The following is a 17,021-nucleotide window of genomic DNA, read 5'->3' on the forward strand; positions in this document are numbered from 1 at the left end:
TCCTCTTTCATAGCGTGAAGCAGATGCTGCGGTTCAGGCTACCGAAAGCGGCTGGGAGTCACTGCGCATCGTGGCACTGCGGGCGTCTCACTGGGGGCGGCGGATCGCCGACACGAGCATTGCCTCGAGGGCGAGAGCCGGGGCGACGTTGCCCTGAATGCGCTGGCGGGCCACGGCGATGGCGTCCATCGTGGCGACCGTGGTTGCTGGGCTGCCGGCCACACTGGCCGTGCGCAGTTCGGCGAGCAGTTCGAGGTTGATCACGGCGTGTTCCCGTCCAAGCTGCACCATGCAGACATCGCGATAGAGCGAGGCGAGGTCGACCAGAATGCGGTCGATGCCGTCGTGCAGGCTGCGCTTCGCCCGGCGCTTCTGGTCGTCTTCGAGGTCTTTGATCTGGCTACGCAGCCCCGGTGGCACGGACTGCCCGGCTTCGACACCAAGCGAGCGCAGCATGCCGTCGCGCTCGGCGGCATTCAGCTCGACGGTGATCGCCTTCGCGTCGTCACCGGCGATCGCGAGCAGTCGAGCGGCAGCGTTGACGGCAGACGACACCGAGCGGATGCCGAGAGCCGCGCGCAGGGTCTCCTCGCGTCGTGCCCGCGCATCAGCGTTGGTGGCGAGCCGCCGAGCCATACCGATGTGGCTCTGGGCGAGGCGGGCGCTGAGCTCGGCGATGACGGGGTCGACGCCGTTGCGGCGTACGAGCAGGTCGGCGACGTCGGCGACGCTCGGCACGCGCAGACGAACCGTGCGCACGCGCGAGCGGATGGTGGGGAGCAGATCGGCCTCGCTCGGCGCGCACAGAATCCACACCGTGCGTTCGGGCGGTTCTTCGAGGGCTTTCAGCAGGACGTTCGAGGTGCGCTCGACCATGCGGTCGGCGTCTTCGACCACGACGACCCGGTAACGACCGACCGAGGGCGAGTATTGCGAGCGGGCGACGGCCTCCTTGACGGTCTTCATCGGGATGATGACGCCCTCGGTCGTCAGCACGCTGAGGTCGGGGTGGGTGCGCGCCTCCACCTGACGGGCGGCCGCGAGGTCGCCGTCGGGGGTGCCCGGGCTCAGCAGGGCCGCCGCAAAAGCGAAAGCGAGGTTGGAGCGGCCGGAGCCGGGCGGGCCGGTGATGAGCCAGGCGTGCGTCATGGAACTGGATTCGGCGGTGGCGGTGCTGCCGGCCGCTCCCCCGGCATCCGCTGCACCGGTCGTCGACGGCACCCGCTGCGCCGCCGCCCGGAAGATGGCGATCGCGTCGGCCTGTCCCGTTAGGTTGTCCCACACTGCCATGAGTCAAGGGTAACCCGCGCCGCCGACAGGCCGCGTCCGCACTCCCGTAACCGGACGGGGCCCAGGCCCCGTCCCTTAAAGAAGGAGGGGGAGGACGCGGGACCGGATGGTGGCGGCGATCTCGGCGACGGGAGCGGCGGCATCCACTACCAGGAACCGGTCGGGTTCGGCGGCGGCCAGGTCGAGGAACGCGGCGCGCACGCGGGCATGAAAGTCGTTCTTCTCCGCTTCGAGCCGGTCGAAGACCTTGTCGTCGGCGTCGAGCCGGGCCCGGGCGGCACGCGAGTCGAGGTCGAGAAGCACGGTCAGGTCGGGCAGCAGTCCTTCGGCAGCCCAGAGCGACAGGTCGCGCACCTCGGAGGCGCCGAGCACGCGGCCGGCTCCCTGGTAAGCCACGGAGGAGTCGAGGTAGCGGTCCTGCACGATCACGTCGCCGCGGGCGAGCGCGGGCCGCAGCTTGGTGCCCACGTGCTGGGCACGGTCGGCGGCGTAGAGCAGGGCCTCGGCGCGCGGGTCGACCTCGCCGCGGTGGTGCAGCACGATCTGGCGAATCTCGACTCCGACATCCGTTCCGCCGGGCTCGCGGGTGCGCACCACGGTGCGCCCCCGCGCTTCGAGCCAGTCGGTGAGCAACTGCGCCTGAGTGGTCTTGCCGGATCCGTCGCCGCCCTCGAGGGTGATGAACAGACCGGTCACGAGACCTTCGGCGCGATCGTTGTCGTGGCGGCGGATTCAGCGGCCGAACTGGCCGCCTTTTTCACTGCAGGCTTTTTCGCAGCCGGCTTCTTGACCACGGGTGCGCCGGTCAGCGCGGCCTTGGCCGCCGCATTCTTGGCGCGGGTAGCGGCTGCCTTCTTCGCGGTCGCCGCCTTGGCCGCAGCGGTCGGCGCCTTCTTGACTGCCGGCTTCTTGACAGCGGCTTTCTTGGCCGGTGCCTTCTTGCGGGGAGCCGCCGGACCCTTGGCCCGCTTGTCGGCGAGCAGCTGCACGGCCCGGTCGAAGTCGATCTCCTCGATGTCCTCCGACTTGGGAATCGTCGCGTTGGTGACCCCGTCGGTCACATACGCTCCGAACCGGCCGTCCTTGATCTTGATCGCCTTGCCGCTCTCCGGGTCGGGCGCTTCGAACTCTTTCAGTGCGCTCGACGCCCGGCGGGCGCCGTACTTCGGCTGGGCATACAGCTCAATCGCACCCGGCAGGTCGATGTCGAAGATCTGGTCTTCGCTCGTGAGCGACCGGGTGTCGATGCCCTTCTTGAGGTACGGCCCGAACTTGCCGTTCTGGGCCAGAATCTCGGTACCGGTCTCTGGGTCGAGCCCGACGACGCGCGGCAGCGCGAGCAGGCGCAGGGCCGTTTCGAGGTCGACGGCGGCCAGGTCCATTGACTTGAAAATGGATGCTGTGCGCGGCTTGTCCGCCGCGGCCACCTTTTTCGCGGCCGGCTTGCGCTTCGGCTTGGCCACGGTGACCTCGCCGGTGACGGGGTCGATCGTCTCGACCGGAGCCACGACGACGACCGGAGCAACCGGCTCGGCCGGTGCCGGCGCGAGCTCGGTAACGTACGGCCCGAAGCGGCCGTCCTTGGCGACGATTTCCTTGCCGTTGTCGGGGTTGAGGCCGATCACGCGGTCGGTGACGACCGGGGCGTCGATGAGCTCGCGAGCCTTGGTGGCGGTCAGTTCGTCGGGCGCGAGTTCCGGCGGGATGTTTACTCGGCGGGGCGGGACATCCGCTGCCGCATCGGGGTCGACGACCTCGAGATAAGGGCCGTACTTTCCGATGCGCAGGGTGATGTCGTCGCTGATGGCGACCGAGTTGATCACGCGCGGGTCGATCTCACCGAGGTTGTCGATGACCTGGCGCAGGCCGCGGTGCTTGTCGCTGCCGAAGTAGAAGCTGGTGAGCCAGTCCAGGCGGTTGGCTTCGCCGCCGGCGATGCGGTCGAGGTCGTCTTCCATCTCGGCGGTGAAGTCGTATTCGACCAGGTCGCCGAAGAATTCTTCGAGCAGGCGCACGACCGAGAAAGCGATCCAGTTGGGAACGAGCGACTGGCCGCGCGGCGTGACATAGCCGCGCTCGGTGATGGTCGAGATGATCGAGGCGAACGTCGAGGGGCGCCCGATGCCGAGCTCTTCGAGCTTCTTCACCAGGCTGGCCTCGGTGTACCGGGCGGCCGGGGTGGTCTCGTGGCCCTTGGCTTCGAGCTCGAGCAGGGTCAGTGTCTGGCCCTCTTCGAGCGGCGGCAGCTTGGACTCGGTCGCATCCGTCGACGCGTTGCGCTCCTCGTCCTTGGACTCTTCATAGGCAAGCATGAAGCCGCGAAAAGTGATGACCGTTCCGCTGGCTCCGAATTCGGCGAGCGCACCCGAGGCGGAGGGGTGCTCCGACGTGCCGGTCGGGCCGGCCGCGATGGTCACCGAGGCGGTCGAGCCGGTGGCGTCCTTCATCTGCGAGGCGACGGTGCGCTTCCAGATCAGGTCGTACAGCTTGAAGTCGTTGCCGCGCAGGCTGGAGGCAAGCGAGGTCGGGGTGCGGAAGGTGTCGCCGGAGGGGCGAATTGCCTCGTGCGCTTCCTGGGCGTTCTTGCTCTTGCCCTTGTAGGCGCGCGGGGCATCCGGAACCGTCTCGGCTCCGTAGAGTGCCGCGGCCTGGGTGCGGGCAGCTGTGAGGGCCTGCTGCCCGAGCGACGGCGAGTCGGTACGCATATAGGTGATGTACCCGTTTTCGTACAGCGACTGGGCGACGCTCATGGTCTGCCGTGCGGTGAAGCGCAGCTTGCGTGCCGCTTCCTGCTGCAGGGTCGAGGTGGTGAACGGGGCTGTGGGGCTGCGACGGTAGGGCTTGGAGGTGACCTTGGTGACCTCGAGCTTCACACCGGGGGCCCGCAGCGCGGTCGTCAGTGCCTGGGCGGCGGAGGCGTCCAGTGTGACGGCCTTCACGGTGGGCTTGAGCGCACCGGAGTCGTCGAAGTCGCCACCGGTGGCAATGCGCTCACCGTTCAGTCGAACGAGCTTCGCGTCGAACGCCTGCTCTGTTTCTGAAGCGAATGCTGCCAGTCGCGCCAGCAGGTCCCAGTAGCCGGCGGAGACGAACGCGAGGCGCTCCTTCTCCCGGTCGACGACGAGGCGGGTCGCGGCGCTCTGCACGCGGCCGGCGGACAGACCGGGGCCGACCTTGCGCCACAGGACCGGGGAGATCTCGTAGCCGTAGATGCGGTCGAGGATGCGGCGGGTTTCCTGCGCGTCGACGAGGGCGGTGTCGAGGTCGCGGGTATTGTCTTTGGCGGCGAGGATGGCGTCCTTGGTGATCTCGTGGAACACCATGCGCTTGACCGGAACCTTGGGTTGCAGCACCTGCAGCAAGTGCCAGGCAATGGCCTCGCCCTCGCGGTCCTCATCAGTTGCGAGCAGGAGTTCGTTCGCATTCTTGAGGGCCCGCTTGAGTTCGCTGACAGTCTTCTTCTTGGCGTCGCTGACCACGTAGTACGGTTCGAAACCGTTCTCCACATCGACCGAGAATCGGCCGAGTGCACCCTTCTTGAGCTCAGGCGGCAGGTTTTTCGGCTCGATCAGATCGCGAATGTGACCGACCGAAGACAGAACTTCGTAGCCGTCGCCGAGATACGCGGCGATCGACTTCATCTTGGTCGGTGATTCAACAATGACCAGCTTCTTAGTGCCTGGCACCAGACTCCTCTTTATACGTAGTGACCAAATGTGGGCCAAGGCACACCATACACACCGGAATGGAGTGCGCGCCTAATCGACGGGCACGTCTCGGCGCGTCCCGCTCGCACACACGGCACTCCCAGCCCGTGCTCAGTTCGCTCAGAGCATGCACCACAACAATCCCAAACCCTTGCTGTTTGCCCGCCCCGGTGCAGAATAGACCCATGGGTACAATGACGGCCACATACACCGCGAAGTTGACGGACGGGCCCCTTCAGGGCAAGACAATCACGACGACTTTTCTCGACTCGGGTGATCCGCAGCCGCGCATCGAGATTCCGGCCGATTCCGGCAAGCGCTATCTCTACGCGCGCGGTGCCGGCCTGGAATTCGAAGGCTCCGACTTCCCCGGCCGCCCGAGCGCGGTCGAGTACCGCTACCTCGAGGTGCTCCTCTCCTAGTTAGCTCGTCAGATCAGGCTGGCGGCCCGGCCCGAGCACTCGCGGAGATGTCGATGCCGTGCACCCGCCGCCGCACCGAAACCGATGCGATCAGTCCCGTTACCGTGCAGCTTGTGACGGTGGTCTCGTTCATCGTGGCGACGGCATCCGCTGCCTCACAGGGGAAGCCCGGGATGGCACCGGAGGCTGTGTCGGCGGCGGCGAGCGCGGCCGCATCGGCCGCGTTCGCGACGGACCGGCCCGCGGTGAGCAGCCCGAGAACCGACAGGACGATGGTTGTCAGCAGCACGGTGGCAGCGAGCACGGCGAGCGCGAGGATCGACCCGGCTCCCCGCTCGGTCGAGCCAGGCCCGGTCTCGGGCCAGACTCCAGGGCCGGCGGTTTCGGTCCGGGCGGCCCGGCCGTTCGCCGTACCGACTCCCGGGCTCATTGGCCGCCGGCCAGAGCGCAGGACTGTGCTTCGAGGGTGAGGCCCGCGAAGATTCCCGGCGCACGCGTGACGACGCGCGCGCAGACGAACTCGCCGCGGCGCTCCGGAGCAAGTCTCGCGCCCGCCACGGTTTGATGCACGAGTCCCGCAGCCCGTACCGCGCTGTCGCCGCGGGCGAGCGCACGCGCGGCGCTGGCGGCAGCATCCGTCAACCGCACCTGCACACCGATGACCTGAACAGCACCGAGGCAGCAGGCCAGCACCAGCACCACCGCCGGCAGTGCCGTGGCGAACTCAGCGGTCGTGCTGCCCCGGCTACTTCGCCCACTTTGGCTACCCGATACTGAGGGCACGTCGCACCAGATCGGTGAGCATTCCGCGCACCTCGTCGCTGCGCAGAATGACGATGAGCAGCCCGGCGAACCCGACCGCGGCCATCGTGGCGACAACGTATTCCGCCGTCGCTGCTCCGGCCTCGTCGGCCAGTTTTTTCAGGGTGGTCTTTGTATACACAGACTCGTCTCCTTCGGCGTCCATCGACGCGGGTTGGGCGGCACGAGCACGTTCACTCTGCTCCGATCCGCCGGCGCGGGCAGCGGCATCCGCTTTTCTGTGGACAGTTTCAGAACGTTGTCAGGGTGGAGGAGAGCACGCTGAGCAACAACGGCACGACGCCGACCAGCATGAACGCGGGCAACACGCACAGGCCGAGCGGCAGCATGAGCGTCACGGAGAGTGTCGCGGCCCGGCGCTGCCCCGCGCTGCGGGCATCGCGCCGAAGCTGTTCGGCCTCGCTGCGCAGTAGTTCCGCCGCAGGAACTCCCGCACGCGTCGAGAGGTCGAGTACCCGGTCAACCGGGTCACCGACGTCGCCCGCTGCAATGCCGTAGCGCTCGGCGGCAGCCTGCACCAGTGCACGGGAGCGGTCGATGGAACCTCCGCCGCTCATAGCGATGGCCATGAGTTCCAGTCGCAGCCCCGGCGTGAGGTCGGTCGGGCCGGCCCGACGCACCAACGCCCGGTTCCAGCCTGCGGCGGCGAGCATCAGCAGAGCGCCGCCGCCGAGGCAAACCCACCCCGGCACGGTCGCGAACAGGGTGTGCAGGGAGTCGAAGCCCATGAGACTGCCGAAGACGACCCCGATCAGCGGCAGCACCATCACCAGCCGGGCGGTCGCGCGCGGAGCCGCCAGCGCCACCTCGAGATCGCGCTGCACCTGGGCGAGTTCGCGCAGCGAGGCGGCGAGTTCGCGCAGGCAGCCGGCCAGCGGGGCACCGGCCTGGGTCGCTACCTGCCAGGCCGCAGCGAGTCCGAGCCAGGCGTGCTCGGCCTCAGCGGCCGCGCCGTTCCGGCGTCGCCCGGGTGCGGCAGTCGCCGCACGTGCGGCACCGCCCGCAGAAGAATTCTCGCTGCCGAGCCGGCGCGCCTGACCGGCGATCGCATCGGCCACGCTGTCGCCCCGAGTCGCGGCGCGCGCTGCAGCACGCAGGATGCCCGTGGTCCCCGAATCCACCAGTAGTGACGGCGGTAACAGGTAGCCCCAAGCGGACACCGGGGACACACCCGCCGACAGCAATACCGCCAGCCGTTGGGTCACCGCCGCGACCTCTTCGATCGGCGGGACAGCATCAGCTCGGCGCACGGTTGTCCCCTGGCCGAATCGTGGCTGGTTGATCGCCCCGCATCAGACCGCCTCGATCGAGAGCCGGTCTCGGCCGTCGAGCGTGAAACGGCCGACGGCGTCGAGTCGGCGTACCCCGTCGGTGCGTTCCAGGTGCAGCACCAGGCCGATCGCGCTCACGGTCTGCCGGGCCACGGCGGAAGCGCTCATGCCGGCGAGAGAACCGAGCGCCTCCAGACGGGCCGGAACGTCTTCGAGCGAATTCGCGTGCAGCGTGCCCGCTCCCCCGTCGTGACCGGTGTTGAGCGCGGCGAGCAGTTCCCGAATCTCCGACCCGCGGCACTCGCCGAGCACGAGCCGATCCGGCCGCATGCGCAGCGCCTCCCGCAGCAGCGCCTCCAGGCCGATGCGCCCGGCCCCCTCCAGATTGGCCTGCCTGGCCTCGAGGGCAACCACGTGCGGATGCCGGATGCGCAACTCGGCGACATCTTCGATCGCGACGATGCGCTCGTTGTCCGGCGCTTCGCCGAGCAGCGCTGCCAGCAGCGTGGTCTTTCCACTCCCGGCAGCACCGGTGATCAGCAGATTCTGGCGGCCGCGCACCGCGGCGCGCAGCCGCCCTAATCGGGCAGCGGCTGCCTCCCCCACGCCAAACAAACCGGCGTCAGCGAGTGCACCAAGGCTGCGGTCGGCAGCGTGGGGAAGCCGAATCGAGAGCAGGGTTCCGGTGCTCGAGACCGGTGGAAGCACGGCGTGCACCCGAATGCCATCGGCCAGTCGCACGTCGACGCACGGGCTCGCTTCGTCAATGTGCCGCCCGCCCAGAGCGATCAGCCGTACGGCCAGCTCGCGCACTTCGGCCTCGCCGAGCTGCCAGGCCGGCGCGAATGCGAGACCGTGCCCGGCGTCGATCCACAGACCGGCATCTCCGTTGACGAACAGGTCAGTGGTCTCCGGGGCGGCAGCATAGCTGGCCAGCGGGCCCAGCGCCCGCACATTCAGTCGCTCGTTGCCCACCAGCGACGGGGTCGCCGGGGTGGTCTGCGGTCTCGCGCCAGCGGCATCCGCTGTCGCCGAACGGTGCCGGGCGGAGTTCACAGGCGGCGGTGCGGCTCCAGAACCCGACGTGCCCGACGTGCCCGACAGTGCCACCGCCGGGCCGACCGGCGGCGCCGCCCAGGGATCTGCCACAGCTGGCGAGCCCGAATAGGCAACGCCCGAGACGGCAGCGCCCGAACCGGCAGCACTCGGAATGGCCGACACTGCAACGGCCGCGGCCGGAACGGCGTACGACGGAACGGCAACGAAAGGCTGGCCCATGCTTCGACGGTACGGCGAGCCGTGCCGGCGCCGGCTCGGCCGGCACAATCTGTGGACAACCGGCGGGCCGAGGAAGCAGGGGAGGAGCCGCATCGGCACGACTTTTCACCCACATCAACTCCGCGCACCCGCCATAAACTATGGAACCGCTTAAATAGAAGGGGCGGCACCGATTGGGGGGAACAGGTGCCGCCTAGCATCGCGCAGATTGGGGGGAACCGTACGCGATGCTGGTCAAAACTTTCGTTCAGACGTGTTTCAGTTTACGCAGCCGCGCTCAAAATGCAAGTCCGATGTCCTCATTAGAGAGGACACTCGGGCGGGGGGTACAAAATCACCCTGAAACAGGGGTCCATTTCTCAGTATTTCGTTTGTGTATACAGAGATTGGCCTGAAACCGGTAGGGTTCAGGTGAGCTGGCAATGTCCTGCATGCACGTACCGCAAAGGAGCGAATTACACATATGACGGTTAAAATTGACACCCTCCTGCACGAATCGCGTCGATTCGCGCCCACTCCCGAGTTCGCCGCGCAGACAGCAGCGACACCAGACCTGTACACCGAAGCGCAAAACGACCCGACCACCTTTTGGGCTGATCAGGCCCGCAATCTGCTGCACTGGCACAAGCCGTTCACCAAGACCCTCGACTGGAGCAACCCGCCGTTCGCGAAGTGGTTTGAAGACGGCGAACTCAATGTCGCCTACAACTGCCTCGATCGCCACGTTCTGGCCGGCAACGGCGAGCGCGTAGCTCTGTACTTCGAGGGCGAGCCCGGCGATTCCCGCAGCTACACCTACGCCGAGCTCACCACCGAGGTCAAAAAAGCCGCCAACGTGCTGCTCGGCCTCGGCGTGACAGCCGGCGACCGCGTGGCCGTGTACCTGCCGATGATTCCAGAGGCTGTCATCTCCATGCTCGCCGTGGCCCGCATCGGCGCCGTGCACTCCGTCATCTTCGGCGGATTCAGCGCCGAAAGCCTGCGCTCGCGCATCGACGATGCCAATGCCGTGCTCGTGATCACGGCCGACGGCGGCTATCGCAAGGGCAAGATCAGCGCCCTCAAGCCGGCCGTCGACGCCGCCCTGCAGTCCAACGACTCCTCGGTGAAGAACGTACTCGTGGTCAAGCGCACCGGCCAGGACGTGCAGTGGAACGACCGCGACATCTGGTGGTCCGACGCCATGGAGACGGCGTCTCCCGATCACGAGGCCGAGGCTTTCCCGGCCGAGAACCCGCTCTTCATTCTGTATACATCGGGCACGACCGGCGCGCCCAAGGGCATCCTGCACACCAGCGGCGGTTACCTGACTCAGAACGCGTTCACCCACCAGAACGTCTTCGACCTCAAGCCTGAAACGGATGTCTACTGGTGCACCGCCGACGTCGGCTGGATCACCGGACACAGCTACGTGGTCTACGGCCCTCTCGCCAACGGCGCCACCCAGGTGCTCTACGAGGGCACCCCCGACTCCCCGCACACCGGTCGCTGGTGGGAAATCATCGAGAAGTACAAGGTCTCGATTCTGTATACAGCGCCGACCGCGATCCGCACGTTCATGAAGCTGGGCCGTCAGATTCCGCAGCAGTTCGACCTGTCGAGCCTGCGCGTCCTCGGCTCGGTGGGCGAGCCCATCAACCCCGAGGCCTGGATGTGGTACCGCGAGGTCATCGGCAGTAACATCACGCCGATCGTCGATACCTGGTGGCAGACCGAGACCGGCTCGATCATGGTCTCGGCCCTCGCCGGCTTAACCTCGACGAAGCCGGGCGCCGCCCAGGTTCCGGTTCCCGGCATCACCATCGACGTGCTCGACGACGACGGCGTGCACGTGGGCCACGGCAATGGCGGGCTCCTCGTCGTCACCCAGCCTTGGCCAGCCATGCTCCGCGGCATCTGGGGCGACCCCGAGCGCTTCAAGGAGACCTACTGGGACAAGTTCGAGGGCACAACCGGCGCGAAGGACGGCCCGCTGTACTTCGCCGGCGACGGCGCCAGGCTCGACCACGACGGTGACATCTGGCTGCTCGGCCGCGTCGACGACGTCATGAACGTGTCCGGCCACCGCCTGTCCACGGCCGAGATCGAGTCGTCTCTCGTTGCCCACTCGCTCACGGCCGAAGCCGCTGTGGTCGGTGCCGCCGACGAGACCACCGGTCAGGCGGTCGTCGCGTTCGTCGTGATCAAGTTCAGCCAGGCTGAGATTGCCTCGCACGAGGACATCGTCGATATTCTGCGCAAGCACGTTGCCCAGCAGATCGGTGCCATTGCCCGCCCGCGCGACATCTACATCGTCGACGAGCTGCCGAAGACCCGCTCCGGCAAGATCATGCGCCGTCTGCTGCGTGACGCGGCCGAGGGACGCGACGTCGGCGACGTCACGACCCTCGCCGACACGATGGTCATGAACACCATCACCTCGCAGATGAAGAAGTAGCCAGCGAACACCAGCGACGGCCGTCTTCCCTCCGGAAGTCGGCCGTTGCCGTTCCCCCGGCACCGTAACTCCGGCAATTCACCGCCGCCGCAGATCTGGCCCCTGATTTCACGCGGATGCTTCGCGCGACCCCCACAAATTGCAGGAGTTGTGCAGGCTCCCGCCCGGGAACCAGCAAGGGGCCCTACTGTGTGGACATGACTTCAGCCGCGACACCCGGGCGCGGTCGCCTCGGCCGGCTGGATGCGCTGCGCGGGGTGGCCGCCGTTGTTGTGCTGGTGCACCACGTGTCGATGACGGTGCCGCAGATCGCTGCAGCCTACGAGTCGAGTGCCGGCGTGACCGTGTACTCCGTTGGCTGGTGGACCACCCTGTCCCCGCTCAAGGTGTTGCTGGCCGGCCCCGAGTTCGTGCTGGTGTTCTTCGTGCTGAGCGGCTTCGTGCTCGTGCGGTCCCCGTTGGCTGCCCGCTGGAACGGCGCGCGGTACGACTGGGTGGCCTATTACGTGCGCCGCGTCATCCGTTTGGCCGTACCCGTGCTGGTGTCGGTGGGCCTCGCTGTCATCTGGATCGTGCTGGTGCCGCGCACGGTGGGCGCGGCAGGCGGACCGTGGCTGGCCCGGCAGGACACACCAGACCTGGGCCTTGGCAATCTGCTGCGGGAAGCCAGCATCATTGGAGAGACCCGGCGCCCCGACATCAACCCGCCCCTGTGGTCCCTGGTCTGGGAAATGTGGTTCTCGCTGCTGCTGCCGGTGTTCGTCGCCCTCGCCGCGTTCACCCGCAGTCTGGTCAGCGCGCCGGTGCGCCGTGTTCTGCTCTGGGCCGCTTTCTGGTGTGCCCTCGCCGGCCTCGGCTACGTCACGACCACTCAGGCGCTCATGTACCTGCCGCCGTTCGCGCTCGGCGCCCTGCTCGCTGCCAACTTTGATGAACTGCAGCGGTGCAGCGAGCGGCTGGCCGAACGGGCCAGCGGCCGCCTGCTCGGATTCGCGCTGGCCGCGCTCGGCCCGTTCCTGCTCGTGGCCTATTGGATGCTGCGCCCGCTGACCAACGGCGCGTGGAGCGACGTCACCCTGTCGCTGCGAGTGGCCGGCGCGTTCGTGATCGTGGCGACCGTGGCGTTCTGGCCAGCTGCGCAGCGGGTCAGCGGGCCGCGGCTCAGCGGGCACTGGCCGCGCCGACTACTCACCTGGCTGGGCTCGATCAGCTTCAGCCTGTACCTCGTGCATTTTCCGATAGTGGTGGCCTTCGCACTGCTCGCCGGACCGGGTCGATGGTGGCTGGGCGCTCTGGTGTCGGTGCCGCTCAGCCTGCTGATGGCGCAAGCGATGACCCGGTGGGTCGAGCGACCGGCGCAGGTCTACGGAACGCGAGCCGGGGCATCCGTTTCAGAGCGGATGCTCCGGCTCGCGCCGCGCAGATAACGGCGGTTAGGCGAACGCGACGACGAACTCGATCTCAACCGGAGCGTCGAGCGGCAGCACCGCGACGCCGACGGCGGAACGCGCATGGCGGCCGATGTCTCCGAAGATCTCCACGAGAACGTCGGAGGCTCCGTTGACCACGGTCGGCTGGCCGGTGAATGACGGATCGGAAGCGACGAAGCCGGTGACCTTCACCACCTGGGTGATGCGGTCGAGCGAACCGATGACGCTCTTGATGGCGGCGAGGCCGTTGAGGGCGCAGGTGCGGGCATATTCCTGGGCGTCAGCGGCGGGAACGAGGCCGTGACCGTCACCGACCTTGCCGGCGGCGGGCAGCGCGCCGGACACCATGGGCAGCTGGCCGGCGGTATAGACGAACCCGTTGCTGATCACGGCGGGCAGGTAGGCGGCGACCGGCGGTACGACGCTGGGCAATTCAAGACCCAGTTCGGCCAGTCGGGCTTCGATCTTCGCCACGCTTAGGCCTCTTCCTTGCCGGCGAGCGGGCGTTTGAGATAGGCAACCAGGCCGCCTTCGGGGCCGGGGACAACCTGCACGAGTTCCCACCCGTCAGTGCCCCAGTTGTTCAAAATAGCGGCCGTGTTATGGATCATCAACGGCGTTGTGAGGTACTCCCAGGCGGGCATAAGTCTCCTATTGAGGCGGTCATTCAGATTTGTCGCTTACGCTCAAGTGTATGTCTGCCAAAAATCGAACCGTGAGCGGGGCTCTGGGGGGTTTCCTGGGTCTCGTCGGGATGAGCGCCGTTGCCGGCATTCTCGTGACCGCCGCCGTCGCCCCCGCCGTTGCCCTGTCCGGTATGGCCGCTACGAACACCATCAACGTGTTCGACAGCCTGCCCGAGTATCTCTCCATCGATCGGCTCTCCCAGAAGAGCAACATCTACGCGTCGACCAACTCCGAGGATCCGGTGGGTACCCGCGTACTTCTGGCCTCGTTCTACGAGCAGAACCGGGTAGACGTCGCCTCTGACGCGATCAGCCAGTTCGCCAAGGATGCCGCGATTGCCGGTGAAGACCCGCGCTTCATGGAGCACGGCGGTGTGGACATTCAGTCCAGCTTCAACGGTGCCGTGCAGACCCTGGCCGGCGGCGGCACCCGCGGTGGCTCATCGATCACGCAGCAGTATGTGAAGAACGTGCTCATTCAAAAGTGTGAGGTGATGACCGACGCCGATGCGGCGAAGTCGTGCTACGCCGATGCCACCAAGCCCACCGCCGACCGCAAGCTGCGCGAGATGCGCCTCGCCATCGGCATCGAGAAGAAGTACGAAAAAGCAGACATTCTTCGCGGCTATCTCAACATTGCCGGGTATGGCGGAACGGTCTATGGCATTGAAGCCGCAGCCAACTACTACTTCAACACGACCGCACTCAATCTGACCCTGCCGCAGGCGGCGAGCCTGGTGGCGATCGTGAATAACCCGGTCAAGTTTCAGCTCGACCACCCCGACAGCGAAACGAACGGCGCGGCCAACGGCTACGCTGCCAACAAGGTGCGGCGGGACTACATACTCGACGAGATGCTCAAGTACGACAAGATCGTGCAGGCGGACTACGACGCTGCCATCGCAGCGCCGATCGAGCCGGTCATCACGGTACCCAGCACCGGCTGCCAGACCGCCGGCGATAACGCGTTCTTCTGCGATTACGTGACCAAGGTGCTCAAGAACGACCCGACCTTCGGCGCGACCGAAGAAGAACGCATCGACAACTTCACCCGCGGCGGGTTCGACGTGTACACGACCCTTGACGTTGATCTGCAGGCAACCTCGGTTGCCGCACTCAACGCGAGCGTTCCGAAGGTTGTCGACGATTGGAACGTTGGCGGCGTGGTGTCGAGCGTAAAGGTCGGCACCGGAGCCATTCTCGTGATGGCCCAAAACAAGGACTACAGCCAGGATCCGGCCGTGCAGGCAACCGGTACCAACTACACGAGCCTCAACTACAACACCGACCACGCCTATGGCGGATCGAACGGGTTCCAGCCCGGTTCTACCTACAAGGTGTTCACCCTGGCCGAGTGGCTCAAGGAAGGTCACGCGCTCACCGAGCGCGTCGACTCCCGGCGCAAGTCCAACTGGGGCAATTTCCAGGACAGCTGCAACGGGGTGCAGAACTACGACAACGACAGCCCGCCATTCAACCCCCGTAACGACGGCGGCAGCAGCGAATCGAACCCGAACTACTCTGCCCTGCAGGCGACAACAGGCTCGATCAACACTGGTTTTATCGGCATGGCCAAGAAACTCGATCTCTGCGGAATCCGCAAGACCGCCGAAAACTTTGGCGTGCACCGCGCCGACGGATCTGTCCTCGACCAGGGTGCCTCGTCAGTGATCGGCACCAACGAGATCGCCCCGCTGACCATGGCGGTGGCCTTCGCCGGAATCGCCAACAACGGCATGACCTGCAGCCCAATCGCCATTACGAAGATGCTCAGCTCCGACGGCACCGAATTGCCGATTCCGAAATCGACCTGCACCCAGTCGGTCGAGCCCGCAGTGGCCGCCGGCATGCAGTACGCCATGCAGACGGTTATGACGAACGGAACGGCGCGCTCCTCTAACGGCGCTACCTCTCCCCGACTGCCCATGATCGGTAAAACCGGAACCACTGACTCCGCCAAGGACACCTGGATGAGCGGTGCCACCACCCAGGTGGCCACCGTCGTCGGCGTGGTCAACGTGGGCGGGTCGAACTGGAAGAACCAGCGCACCCACACCTTCTTCGGGAAGCAGGCTTCAAACGTGCGGCACACCATCTGGCCGAAGATCATGTCGGCCGCCAACGCGAAGTACGGCGGAGACGAGTTCCCCGAGGCCTCGTCCAGCGTGATCAACGCGGTCGCCGTTCCGGTGCCCGACGTGCGCGGCAAATCGATGGCTGAAGCCAAGACCACCATTGAGGCGGCCGGGTTCCTGTTCGTCGACGGCGGCGTGACCAGCTCCGAGATGCCCGCCGGTACCGTGGCCAACACGGATCCGGCCGGCGGTGCGGCATCCACTCGCGGTGCCACCGTCACGGCTTTCTCGAGTGACGGCACCGGAGTGGTGATTCCCGCGGTGATCGGTAAGACCGAAGCGGATGCCCGCGCCACTCTGACGGCCGCTCCCTACGGTTTCAGCGTGGCCAAGACTGAAGAGGCCACCGCCGACAAGGCGCAAGACGGCAAGGTCATGGCAATCCAGCCGGGGGTCGGCGCGGTAGGCCGTCCCGGCGACGGGGTGACGATCGTCATCGGCAAATACACCGAGCCAGCCCCCGCCACGGCCGCCCCCGATAAGAAGAACGGATGACCGCGCTCCGTCGCCTGGGCGAGGGCGGGCGGCTCGTCGGCACATCGCTCGCGGCGGCCGGCACCATCGGCCTGGCCGCCTTCGCCTGGGGCGCGCTCGTGGAGCGCACCAGGTTCACCCTGCGTGAGGTGAGTGTGCCGGTGCTCGCGCCGGGATCGGCGCCCATCCGGGTGCTGCACCTCTCCGATCTGCACATGGCTCCGTGGCAGAAGAACAAGCAGGAGTGGGTGCGCAGTCTCGCCGCCCTGAAGCCCGATCTCGTGGTCGACACCGGCGACAATCTCGGGCATGACGACGGCGTCACGGGCATCGAGTATGCCCTGGCACCGTTCCGGGGAATTCCCGGCGTGTTCGTGAACGGTTCCAACGACTACATTGGTCCGCAGTTGAAGAACCCGTTCACGTACTTCGGCGGGCCGTCCAGCCGGCGTACTGTGCGCCGGGAGGAGCTCGACACCGATGCCCTCCGCCGGGTGTTCGCCGATCTTGGCTGGACCGACATCAACAACGCCGCCGAGGCTCTCGACCTCAACGGCACCCACGTGGAGTTCTTCGGCGTCGACGACCCGCACATCGGCCGAGACCGGCTCGACCTGATCACTCGCGCGATCGACGACCTGCGGGCCAACGATCCGCTCGGCGATGACGTCTGGCCCGACCCGGAAGAAGCCGCTGCCCCGCGCTCCACCCTGACGGTCGGCGTGGCGCACGCGCCCTACCAACGCGTGCTGAATTCGTTCGTGAACCACGGTGCCCAGCTCATTCTGGCCGGCCACACCCACGGCGGTCAGGTCTGCGTACCCGGTTTCGGAGCGCTCGTGACCAATTGCGACATTCCGCGCCGCCAGGTGAAGGGTCTGAGCCTGTGGAACCACGGCCTGCGCACCGCCTTTTTGAACGTCTCGGCCGGTCTCGGCACCTCGATTTATGCGCCGGTTCGGTTCGCCTGCCCGCCCGAGGCGACCCTGCTGACCCTGACCGCAGCCTAACTGCCGACTCAATTCGTCGCGGGAGGCTTGGAGCGCCTATACTGATGGAGGCCCACGGG

At 66.8% G+C, this 17,021-nt stretch carries 15 protein-coding genes; 5 read left to right on the forward strand and 10 right to left on the reverse strand.

The window, feature by feature from the left end:
* Nucleotides 1-87 precede the first annotated feature (87 nt).
* From E3T35_RS10735 to topA, 3 genes are all read right to left on the reverse strand, one after another.
* Nucleotides 88-1,290 (reverse strand): DNA polymerase III subunit delta', encoded by a 1,203-nt coding sequence (locus E3T35_RS10735; protein ID WP_134379029.1) that lies wholly within the window; start codon nucleotides 1,288-1,290, stop codon nucleotides 88-90.
* Between the two features lie 75 nt (nucleotides 1,291-1,365).
* Nucleotides 1,366-1,986, reverse strand: a complete 621-nt coding sequence (tmk, locus tag E3T35_RS10740; RefSeq protein ID WP_233197358.1) for a dTMP kinase — start codon at nucleotides 1,984-1,986, stop codon at nucleotides 1,366-1,368.
* A complete protein-coding gene (topA, locus tag E3T35_RS10745; protein ID WP_134379031.1) occupies nucleotides 1,983-4,976 on the reverse strand; it encodes a type I DNA topoisomerase in 2,994 nt (997 codons plus the stop codon). The genes tmk and topA overlap by 4 nt, the downstream gene beginning before the upstream one ends.
* A gap of 206 nt (nucleotides 4,977-5,182) precedes the next feature.
* On the opposite strand from topA, the gene E3T35_RS10750 reads away from it, so the two are divergent.
* The gene (locus E3T35_RS10750) at nucleotides 5,183-5,419 is read left to right on the forward strand and encodes a hypothetical protein (protein ID WP_092339125.1); all 237 of its coding nucleotides are present in this window, start codon (nucleotides 5,183-5,185) and stop codon (nucleotides 5,417-5,419) included.
* Between the two features lie 13 nt (nucleotides 5,420-5,432).
* Here E3T35_RS10750 and E3T35_RS10755 read toward each other — a convergent pair whose 3' ends face one another.
* The 5 genes from E3T35_RS10755 to E3T35_RS10775 form a co-directional block, all read right to left on the reverse strand.
* Nucleotides 5,433-5,849 carry an Rv3654c family TadE-like protein gene (locus tag E3T35_RS10755; RefSeq protein ID WP_134379033.1) on the reverse strand — a complete coding sequence of 139 codons (417 nt, stop codon included), beginning with the start codon at nucleotides 5,847-5,849 and terminating at the stop codon, nucleotides 5,433-5,435.
* Nucleotides 5,846-6,202, reverse strand: coding sequence for a TadE family type IV pilus minor pilin (locus tag E3T35_RS10760; protein ID WP_198421020.1), 357 nt, complete (start codon nucleotides 6,200-6,202; stop codon nucleotides 5,846-5,848). Before E3T35_RS10760 ends, E3T35_RS10755 begins: the two co-directional genes overlap by 4 nt.
* Entirely contained in the window at nucleotides 6,183-6,386 is a 204-nt protein-coding gene (locus tag E3T35_RS10765) for a DUF4244 domain-containing protein (protein WP_092339129.1), read from the reverse strand. Before E3T35_RS10765 ends, E3T35_RS10760 begins: the two co-directional genes overlap by 20 nt.
* A gap of 85 nt (nucleotides 6,387-6,471) precedes the next feature.
* On the reverse strand, nucleotides 6,472-7,491 hold the full coding sequence (locus tag E3T35_RS10770) for a type II secretion system F family protein (protein WP_134345207.1): 1,020 nt from the start codon (nucleotides 7,489-7,491) through the stop codon (nucleotides 6,472-6,474).
* Between the two features lie 42 nt (nucleotides 7,492-7,533).
* The gene (locus E3T35_RS10775) at nucleotides 7,534-8,490 is read right to left on the reverse strand and encodes a TadA family conjugal transfer-associated ATPase (protein WP_370449150.1); all 957 of its coding nucleotides are present in this window, start codon (nucleotides 8,488-8,490) and stop codon (nucleotides 7,534-7,536) included.
* Nucleotides 8,491-9,253: 763 nt separating this feature from the next.
* On the opposite strand from E3T35_RS10775, the gene acs reads away from it, so the two are divergent.
* Both acs and E3T35_RS10785 read left to right on the forward strand, forming a co-directional pair.
* Nucleotides 9,254-11,227, forward strand: a complete 1,974-nt coding sequence (acs, locus tag E3T35_RS10780; protein WP_134379037.1) for an acetate--CoA ligase — start codon at nucleotides 9,254-9,256, stop codon at nucleotides 11,225-11,227.
* A gap of 197 nt (nucleotides 11,228-11,424) precedes the next feature.
* Entirely contained in the window at nucleotides 11,425-12,654 is a 1,230-nt protein-coding gene (locus tag E3T35_RS10785) for an acyltransferase (RefSeq protein WP_166789917.1), read from the forward strand.
* Between the two features lie 6 nt (nucleotides 12,655-12,660).
* On the opposite strand, the gene E3T35_RS10790 is transcribed toward E3T35_RS10785, so the two are convergent.
* Together E3T35_RS10790 and E3T35_RS19280 are read right to left on the reverse strand one after the other, a co-directional pair.
* Complete coding sequence (locus tag E3T35_RS10790) at nucleotides 12,661-13,131, reverse strand: RidA family protein (RefSeq protein ID WP_134379039.1); 471 nt, start codon at nucleotides 13,129-13,131, stop codon at nucleotides 12,661-12,663.
* 2 nt (nucleotides 13,132-13,133) lie between these two features.
* Nucleotides 13,134-13,301: a DUF4177 domain-containing protein gene (locus E3T35_RS19280; protein ID WP_166789918.1), complete on the reverse strand. Its 168-nt coding sequence runs from the start codon at nucleotides 13,299-13,301 to the stop codon at nucleotides 13,134-13,136.
* Between the two features lie 50 nt (nucleotides 13,302-13,351).
* On the opposite strand from E3T35_RS19280, the gene E3T35_RS10795 reads away from it, so the two are divergent.
* Both E3T35_RS10795 and E3T35_RS10800 read left to right on the forward strand, forming a co-directional pair.
* On the forward strand, nucleotides 13,352-15,973 hold the full coding sequence (locus E3T35_RS10795) for a transglycosylase domain-containing protein (protein WP_134379041.1): 2,622 nt from the start codon (nucleotides 13,352-13,354) through the stop codon (nucleotides 15,971-15,973).
* Nucleotides 15,970-16,962 carry a metallophosphoesterase gene (locus E3T35_RS10800; protein WP_134379043.1) on the forward strand — a complete coding sequence of 331 codons (993 nt, stop codon included), beginning with the start codon at nucleotides 15,970-15,972 and terminating at the stop codon, nucleotides 16,960-16,962. Before E3T35_RS10795 ends, E3T35_RS10800 begins: the two co-directional genes overlap by 4 nt.
* Nucleotides 16,963-17,021 lie beyond the last annotated feature (59 nt).

Origin of the sequence: Cryobacterium sp. TMT1-2-2, from assembly GCF_004403505.1 — a bacterium.
Taxonomy (GTDB): Bacteria; Actinomycetota; Actinomycetes; order Actinomycetales; family Microbacteriaceae; genus Cryobacterium; species Cryobacterium flavum.